Source organism: Nosocomiicoccus sp. HMSC09A07 (assembly GCF_001808485.1).
Lineage (GTDB): Bacteria > Bacillota > Bacilli > Staphylococcales > Salinicoccaceae > Nosocomiicoccus > Nosocomiicoccus ampullae_A.
Map to the genome: position 1 here is coordinate 307,326 of NZ_KV793634.1, position 7,371 is coordinate 314,696.

7 protein-coding genes are annotated in these 7,371 nt (G+C 38.6%); 6 read left to right on the forward strand and 1 reads right to left on the reverse strand.

The window, feature by feature from the left end; translation table 11 throughout:
* Window positions 1–211: 211 nt before the first annotated feature.
* A complete protein-coding gene (rpmB, locus tag HMPREF3177_RS05830) occupies window positions 212–400 on the reverse strand; it encodes a 50S ribosomal protein L28 (RefSeq protein ID WP_040929210.1) in 189 nt (62 codons plus the stop codon).
* 187 nt (window positions 401–587) lie between these two features.
* Here rpmB and HMPREF3177_RS05835 point away from each other — a divergent pair, with 187 nt between their 5' ends.
* Genes HMPREF3177_RS05835 through HMPREF3177_RS05860 form a run of 6 tightly spaced genes read left to right on the forward strand, consistent with a single transcriptional unit; the run spans window position 588 to window position 6,821 of the window.
* On the forward strand, window positions 588–953 hold the full coding sequence (locus HMPREF3177_RS05835) for an Asp23/Gls24 family envelope stress response protein (RefSeq protein ID WP_040929209.1): 366 nt from the start codon (window positions 588–590) through the stop codon (window positions 951–953).
* A 19-nt stretch (window positions 954–972) separates the two neighbouring features.
* A complete protein-coding gene (locus HMPREF3177_RS05840) occupies window positions 973–2,619 on the forward strand; it encodes a DAK2 domain-containing protein (protein ID WP_070457639.1) in 1,647 nt (548 codons plus the stop codon).
* A 54-nt stretch (window positions 2,620–2,673) separates the two neighbouring features.
* The gene (gene sdaAB / locus HMPREF3177_RS05845; protein ID WP_070457642.1) at window positions 2,674–3,345 is read left to right on the forward strand and encodes an L-serine ammonia-lyase, iron-sulfur-dependent subunit beta; all 672 of its coding nucleotides are present in this window, start codon (window positions 2,674–2,676) and stop codon (window positions 3,343–3,345) included.
* 3 nt (window positions 3,346–3,348) lie between these two features.
* Window positions 3,349–4,227, forward strand: coding sequence for an L-serine ammonia-lyase, iron-sulfur-dependent, subunit alpha (gene sdaAA, locus HMPREF3177_RS05850; RefSeq protein WP_040929206.1), 879 nt, complete (start codon window positions 3,349–3,351; stop codon window positions 4,225–4,227).
* Between the two features lies 1 nt (window position 4,228).
* On the forward strand, window positions 4,229–6,190 hold the full coding sequence (gene recG, locus HMPREF3177_RS05855) for an ATP-dependent DNA helicase RecG (RefSeq protein ID WP_070457644.1): 1,962 nt from the start codon (window positions 4,229–4,231) through the stop codon (window positions 6,188–6,190).
* A gap of 1 nt (window position 6,191) precedes the next feature.
* Window positions 6,192–6,821 carry a sortase gene (locus HMPREF3177_RS05860; RefSeq protein ID WP_040929204.1) on the forward strand — a complete coding sequence of 210 codons (630 nt, stop codon included), beginning with the start codon at window positions 6,192–6,194 and terminating at the stop codon, window positions 6,819–6,821.
* The last annotated feature ends 550 nt before the right edge of the window (window positions 6,822–7,371 follow it).

A 7,371-nucleotide genomic window follows, 5' to 3' on the forward strand; every position in this document is an offset into this window, starting at 1 on the left:
ATTGCACACAAAAACTCTAATTGTCAACGAACGCACAACGCTTTTAACACAAATCGTATTTGCGTAAAATTAAACCAAAAATTCAACTAATATAGAAGATTAAAAGCCTACTCCGACCAAAGTCACACATCCAACCCAAAATCTTGCATGTGTATACACAAAAAAAGAGATTTGTACGATTCTATCGCACAAATCTCTTTTATTATTTTAATTATACGCGTTGTACTTTACCAGATTTTAACGCTCTAGCTGAAACCCAAACACGTTTAGGTTTGCCATCTACTAAAATTCTTACTTTGTGTAAGTTAGCACCAAAAGTTCTTTTACTTGCGTTTAGTGCGTGAGAACGGTTGTTACCTGATCTAGCACGACGACCTGTAACGTAACATACTTTAGCCATTCGTCCCACCCCTTCATTGTTTTTAATTGATAATTCTTATCTGCGAATACTATAATATAATACATGAATATCGTTTAAAACACAATAACAAATATAATATCGTTGTATTTAATCATGCTGATTTGAACAGGGGTTGTCAAATAGTGTGTTTAAATCTATAATAAAATGATGAATTAGGAGTGAGTTTATGTCACTAAAAATTAATAATGAACTTGGCACGATTGAAGTGTCTACAGATGTAATCGCAAATATCGCTGGTGGCGTCGTAAGTGAAAGTTACGGCGTTGTTGGTATGGCATCGAAAACATTTAGAGATGGCTTTGCGGAATTACTTGGTAAAGAGAACTACGCACGCGGTGTCGTCGTAGATAATGAAAACGAAAATTTAAAAATTGATTTATATATTATTGTACTTTACGGTGTGAAGATTTCCGAAGTTGCATCGAACGTACAATCTACAGTTAAGTATACGTTAGAAAAAACATTAGGACTAAAAATTGATTCTGTGAATATTCATGTTCAAGGTGTCAGAATCATTGATTCGGATGAGTAGTTAGGGAGGATTTTTAAAAATGAATAAAATAGATGGACAACTCTTTCGCAAGATGATTTTAAATGGTGCGAAAAATTTAAAAAAGCATGCGGAATATGTTGATTCACTGAATGTCTTCCCAGTACCGGATGGAGACACAGGAACGAATATGAAGTTATCTATTGTATCAGGTGCTTCTGAAATAGAAAATTTAACGAGCAACCACGTCGGTGAAGTTGGGAAACATTTCTCTAAAGGGTTATTAATGGGCGCAAGAGGAAACTCAGGCGTTATTTTATCTCAATTATTTAGAGGGTTTTCTAAACACGTCGAAGAGTTAGCAGAAATCGATCATCATGCATTTAGTGAAGCATTCCAAGCAGGTGTGAAAACTGCATATAAAGCAGTTATGAAACCTGTTGAAGGTACGATTTTAACAGTTGCTAAAGACTCAGGCGCTAAAGCAGAAGAAGTCGCTAAAAACGAAACAGATATCGTTAAAATTATGGAAGCTGTTTTAGAAGAAGCGAAAGAATCTTTAAAACGTACACCAGATCTATTACCAGTTCTAAAAGAAGTAGGCGTTGTCGACTCAGGTGGACAAGGACTCGTATACGTTTATGAAGGATTTTTAAAAGCGTTAAAAGGTGAAGACGTAGAAGAGACGTCAAGCACTTCAGGAGAGCCTGTCAATACAGAAGAGTTCGTAAACGATGAACACGAGTTTGATGAGTTTATGTCAGTCGACGATATCGAATTCGGCTTTTGTACAGAATTCATGGTACGTTTCGGAAAAGATAAAAAACCATTCGAAGAAACATCATTTAGAAACGACATGGATAAGTTCGGTGACTCATTACTCGTTATTAACGATGATGAAATCGTAAAAGTTCACGTACACACAGACCGTCCAGGTGAAGCACTATCATACGGTGCAGAGTACGGTGAAATCATTAAGATTAAAATCGAAAACATGCGCGAACAGTTTAGAGCATTAGAAGCTAAACGTGAAGCGAAAAAGAAAAAAGAAAAAATTAAAACGGCAATTATCGCAGTATCAAGTGGGGAAGGTATTGATACCCTCCTTAAGAGTATCGGTGTTACACACTTAATTAGCGGTGGTCAAACGATGAACCCATCAACTGAAGACATCGTCAATATTATTAAAGATGACGACGTCGAAGAAGTTATCATCATGCCGAACAATAAAAATATCATCATGGCAGCAGAACAAGCAGCTGAACTATTAGATGTAGAGGCTGTCGTTATTCCGACACGTTCGATTCCTGAATGTGTGTCTGCAATGTTTACGTTTAATGGAGATGCAAGTCTTGAAGAAAACAAAGAGACGATGATCGACGCGATGAACCAAGTGAAAACAGGTCAAGTGACGTATGCAGTAAGAGATACGAAAATCGATGACGTTGAAATTAAAAAAGACGAACATATGGGTATCGTCGATGGGAAAATTATCTCATGTAATAAAGACGTCAAAGTTACACTCGAAAACTTACTTGAAACAATGATCGATGACGATTCAGAAATCGTAACGATCTTTACAGGTGAAGGAAGCGATGAAGCACTCGTTGAAGCACTCGCTGAACAGTTTGAAGAATCGCATGACGTTGAATTTGAAATTCACGACGGTAAACAACCGGTATACAGTTATTTAATTTCTGTAGAGTAATCAATATAGCCACATCGATAATATCGATGTGGTTTTTTAATAAGAGGTGAAATTATGAAATATAATAGTGTGTTTGATATTATTGGGCCAGTGATGATTGGTCCATCAAGTTCTCATACGGCTGGATCAGTTAAAATTGGACAAACAGCACGTAATCTATTTAAACAACAACCAGACAAAGTAGACATTTACTTATACGGTTCATTTAAAGAAACATATAAAGGTCATAAAACAGACGTCGCATTAATCGGAGGAGTGCTCGGGTTTAGTACTGAAGATTCAAGAATTAAAAACGCTTACGAAGAAGCCGAAAAAGCAAATATGCACGTCAAAATCATAGAGATGCCAGAAGAAAAGAGTCACCCGAATACAGCTATTCTCCACTTATTTAAAGGAGACGACACGTTAATGGTTGAAGTTGTGTCAATTGGTGGTGGGATGATTCAAGTCGTCTCTATTAACGACTATCCGATTTCTTTATCTGGTAATTTACATTCGCTACTCGTATTTCATAAAGATAGCTTCGGGACGATTGCGAACGTTACAAGTATTTTAAAAGATGAAGCACTCAACATTGGAACGATGAACGTATCGCGTAAAGAAGTCGGTCAAACTGCGCTTATGACGATAGAAATCGATTCAAAATGTGATGAATCGACAGTGAAGAGAATTGAACAAGTAGAAGGTGTCGAGCGTGTCATAGAATTAAAAGGAAAAGAGGCGTAATAGATGCAAGAGTTTAATAGTATTAACCAACTGATTTCTAGATCAGAAACTGAACAAAAATCAATCGCAGATATTATGATCGCTCAAGAAATGGAAACATCAGGACTATCCTATGACGATATTTATAAGCAGATGGAATACAACTTAGACACGATGGAAAATGCAGTAAAAGAAGGGCTTGAAGGTGTAGAAAGTACGACTGGTCTAACAGGCGGAGACGCAGTAAAAATGAGACGCTATATCGAATCGGGTCGCGGGTTAAGTGGAGATTTAACACTACACGCGATTATGAACGCTGTTTCTACAAATGAAGTAAACGCTGCGATGGGGCAAATTTGTGCAACACCAACTGCAGGGTCTGCGGGTGTCGTTCCAGGTGTATTATTTGCGATGAAAGAAAAATATCCAGAAACAACGCGTGAAGAGATGGTAAAGTTTCTATTTACAGCAGGTGCATTTGGAATGGTCGTCGCGAACAATGCGAGTATTTCAGGTGCTGCAGGTGGATGCCAAGCAGAAGTCGGGAGTGCGTCAGCAATGGCAGCTGCAGCAGTCACTGAAATGGCTGGAGGCACGCCAGAAATGTGTGCACATGCGTTTTCTATCGCACTTAAAAATATGCTCGGTCTTGTCTGTGACCCAGTCGCAGGTCTCGTTGAAGTACCGTGCGTTAAACGTAATGCAGCTGGTGCATCTAACGCACTAACAGCAGCAGATATGGCACTCGCTGGAATAGAATCTAGAATCCCAGCAGACGAAGTCGTCGAAGCGATGTTTAAAATCGGATTAACGATGCCATCACACTTACGTGAAACAGGTCGCGGAGGACTCGCAGCAACTCCGACAGGCGAACGACTGAAAAAAGAGTTAATCGGGTCATAATATGACAGAGCTATATGAAGTGATCACGCCATCTGCTTCTATCGGAACGTTAAAAGGTGTCGGTAAAAAGACCGAAGAAAAATTAAATAGTATTGGTATTCATACGGTGAATGATGTAGTTTTTCATCTGCCGAATTCGTACGTCGACCAAAATCCGACAGACGTGAATTCCGTAAAGTTAGAAGAAGTCATTACAGTGAGTGGTGTCGTAAAAACGGAGCCGACGGTGACGTATTTACGAAAAGGGTTAAACCGGATGAGTTTTCATATGGAAACGAACAACGTCTACATAAAAGTGACGTTTTTTAATCAGGCGTATTTAAAAAAACAAATCGAAGTCGGAGATACGATAAACGTCCACGGTAAATTTAATAAACCAAAACAAGAGATGTCAGGTAGAAGTATTATAAAACCGAACGGCGATACGATGGATATGCGCTATGCGTTAAATAAAGTGATGAACAATAAGACGTTTGGTAATATCGTAAAAGAAGTGTTTCGAACACATATTTTTAATCAAGATTTACCGGAGTATTTAATCAAAAAATATAAACTGATGCCGATTAAACAAACGCTGTATCATCTCCATTTTCCGGATAATATGGATGAACTTCAAAAAGCAAGACGTACGATGAAGTTTTATGAACTGTTTATGTTCCAAGTAAAAATCATCGAAAAGCGTAAGCAAGAACGCGTGCCACAAAAAGAATCTATTGTAAAATATGACGTCGAGAAGCTGAAGTTGTTTATCAGCACGTTACCGTTTGAACTAACTAAGGACCAAAAAACAAGTGTGAACGATATATGTAGAGATTTACTTAGTGAATTTAATATGCACCGTCTGCTGCAAGGGGACGTCGGAAGCGGTAAGACAATCGTCGCTGGAATTTCGGTTTATGCGCTTAAAACTGCTCTTAAACAAAGTGCAATTATGGTGCCGACTGAAGTGCTTGCAAATCAGCATTATGAAAGTTTAGTCGAATCGTTTAACGATGAGCTTACAATCAAGTTATTAACAGGGACGACGACACCGAGTGAAAAACGTCGTATAAAAGAAGCATTAAAAAATGGAGACATCGATTTAATTATCGGTACGCATGCACTTTTTGAAGGTGACGTCGTTTTTAAAGATTTAGGGCTCGTCATTATCGACGAGCAGCATCGCTTCGGAGTAAATCAGCGAGAGAAATTAATTAAAAAAGCCAAAAGTCGAAACGTATTATATATGACAGCAACACCAATCCCAAGAACGCTATCGATCACAGCATTCGGAGATATGGACGTCTCTCTTATAAAGACGATGCCTGCCGGTAGGTTGCCGATCAAAACATTTTGGAAAAAAGAAAAAGAAATCGACGAAGTACTCGCGTTTATCAAAAAAGAAATGGATGCTGGACGTAATATTTACGTCGTCGCGCCGTTAATCGAAGAATCAGAAGTACTCGATTTAATGACGACTGAAGAAGTGTATCATATGTTTAGAGAAACGTTCGGTGAAGATAAAGTCGAGCTCGTCCATGGGCGTATGAAACCTGAGGAGAAAGCGAAAGCAATGGCGCGCTTTGAATCGCTTGAAACACCGATACTCGTATCAACGACGGTCATTGAAGTTGGTATCAACGTTAAAAATGCGACAGTGATGACGATTTTTAACGCAGAGCGATTTGGTTTATCAACGTTACATCAACTTCGAGGTCGTGTAGGTAGAAATGATTTACAAAGTTATTGTATATTAATAAGTGAAGGTAAAACTGAGCAAGCACAAATGCGCATGAATATTATGACAGAAACGACAGATGGATTTGTCCTTTCTGAAAGAGATTTAGAGATGCGCGGGCCGGGAGACTTTTTTGGTGTGAGACAAAGTGGGCTCCCAGAATTTAAAGTTGCAGATCTCGTACACGACTATAGAATATTAGAAGTTGCGAGAAGTGAAGCCATTAAACTATTTAAGGAGCAGTGATATGAGATCATTTACTAGAATTTTAGGTGTACTACTTATCATGACGGCACTTGTCTTATTCTTCTGGCAAGATATCCGTGCATTTTTCACAGATATCGTAAACGATAGAATCATCGAAGCCTACGAGAACGGTGATGACAACGTCAATGTAAATATATTAGAAAAGTTTATTACTGGAATTGAGCCCGGGGACAAACAAGGGGTTAAAATTAAAGACGATATGGCAGGGATTATCAAAATTGAATCTGCCGGAATTTCAGAGCCAATTTATTACGGAGAATTAACTGAAGAAAAACTACGAAATGGCGTCAGTATGTTAGAGTCAACAGATAGTCTCGACATGCAGAACGTGCCGATCGCTGGCCACCGAGTAGAAGGCGCCGGGATACGATTTAACTATATCGACCGAGCAGAAAAAGGTGACACGATAGAAATTATAACGCGAGACGGTAAACGAGAATACGAAATTACCGACATCTTTGAAGTCACACCAGACCGCGTCGATATACTACAACAATCAGAAGGCGACCCGCAAATATTAACACTCATCACGTGTGAAGACTACAACCCAGATACGTTACTATTTGAAAAGCGACTCATCGTCCAAGCAGAAATCAAAAGTGATTCGTAAGAATCACTTTTTTAGTTTTTGCTGGTTGCTTGGTCGTGTTATTTTACGCGTAATGGAATACGCGAGTAGTTTTTCATCGGAAAATCCGGGAGGAGAAGCGGTTTTTCCTGCTTAATTTTACGCAAATCGCTTTTGTGTTAAAGGTAGATCGATTAGTTTGACGATTAGAGCGTTTGTGTCAACGTAATAGCGAACTCTTTTACGCAAATCGCTTTTACGTTAAAGAATAAAAAACAATTTTACACAACGCACGTTTGTGTAAACGACTAGTCGATTAGTTTAACGCAACTCAAGATTCCGGAGGTTTTTCATCTGAGAATTCAGGAAGAGAAGCATCGAAGACCTCGGTTATCCTGCTTAATTTTACGCAAATCGCTTTTGTGTAAACGGACAATCGATTAGTTTGACGATTAGTGGGAATGCGTCAACGTATCGGCAACTCTTTTTACGCAAATCTCTTTTGCGTTAAAAGATGAAAAACAATTTAACGCAAATCGCTTTTGTGTTAAAGGTAGTTCGATTAGTTTGACGATTAGAGCGTTTGTGTCAA

Excerpts from the sequence above, each read along its gene's own strand:
- rpmB (WP_040929210.1), bottom strand. The coding sequence starts at position 400 with ATGGCTAAAGTATGTTACGTTACAGGTCGTCGTGCTAGATCAGGTAAC.
- HMPREF3177_RS05835 (WP_040929209.1), top strand. The coding sequence starts at position 588 with ATGTCACTAAAAATTAATAATGAACTTGGCACGATTGAAGTGTCTACA.
- HMPREF3177_RS05840 (WP_070457639.1), top strand. The coding sequence starts at position 973 with ATGAATAAAATAGATGGACAACTCTTTCGCAAGATGATTTTAAATGGT.
- sdaAB (WP_070457642.1), top strand. The coding sequence starts at position 2,674 with ATGAAATATAATAGTGTGTTTGATATTATTGGGCCAGTGATGATTGGT.
- sdaAA (WP_040929206.1), top strand. The coding sequence starts at position 3,349 with ATGCAAGAGTTTAATAGTATTAACCAACTGATTTCTAGATCAGAAACT.
- recG (WP_070457644.1), top strand. The coding sequence starts at position 4,229 with ATGACAGAGCTATATGAAGTGATCACGCCATCTGCTTCTATCGGAACG.
- HMPREF3177_RS05860 (WP_040929204.1), top strand. The coding sequence starts at position 6,192 with ATGAGATCATTTACTAGAATTTTAGGTGTACTACTTATCATGACGGCA.